This is a genomic window from Pseudomonas sp. P5_B2 (assembly GCF_056400445.1).
On the sequence record NZ_JBFULH010001452.1, the window covers coordinates 1 to 581 of the forward strand.

Here is a 581-nt window from a genome sequence, read left to right on the forward strand (position 1 = left end):
GAAGTGGAACTGGGTAGAGTGCTGGGTCGCCCGCAAAATCACGCCAGAGCACAGGAAAGCCGGAGCAGATGGGTTGTTCCTGCACATAGTGGCCCTGTTGTTATAACGCTCTGTCAGGAATTGCGCAGTCACCGGCCCGGACTCGGCTGCCGTTGTACCGACTGTTAGGGATTCAATCGCTTGCGCATGAGAGTCCGGCACCTTGTCTGTTGCAACTTCGTGACTCACGCAGCCGGCCAGCAACAGCGTCACCAACCAGAACATTACTCTGCTCATCTTTCCACTCTCGCAATTTTTAATCAAAGAAATAATAAACACGCGCACTTCTCCCACCGCACTTGAATAACAAAATCGCGCCACCACAAAGACGGTGTTAATCCAGCTTTATGACGAGATCAGCCAACCTGCAGACATCCGAACAACTACTATTAACTTAATGAAGTTCTGCCCCCTTCACACCTGTCAGAAATTACAGTAATGGAGCTAGATCCAGACTTAGTCGAAATTAAAACCGGTGCCGTTATGACCCACCAGCGAACCGGACCCTCGGCGGAAAAATCGAGGCACCGGGATCATCAGCC

The 581-nt window shown here is 51.3% G+C and carries 1 pseudogene; it reads right to left on the bottom strand.

Features of this window, described 5'->3' with window-relative positions:
• A pseudogene (locus AC1DRJ_RS31775) lies at positions 1-324 on the bottom strand (hypothetical protein); the annotation flags it as partial.
• Between the last annotated feature and the right edge of the window lie 257 nt (positions 325-581).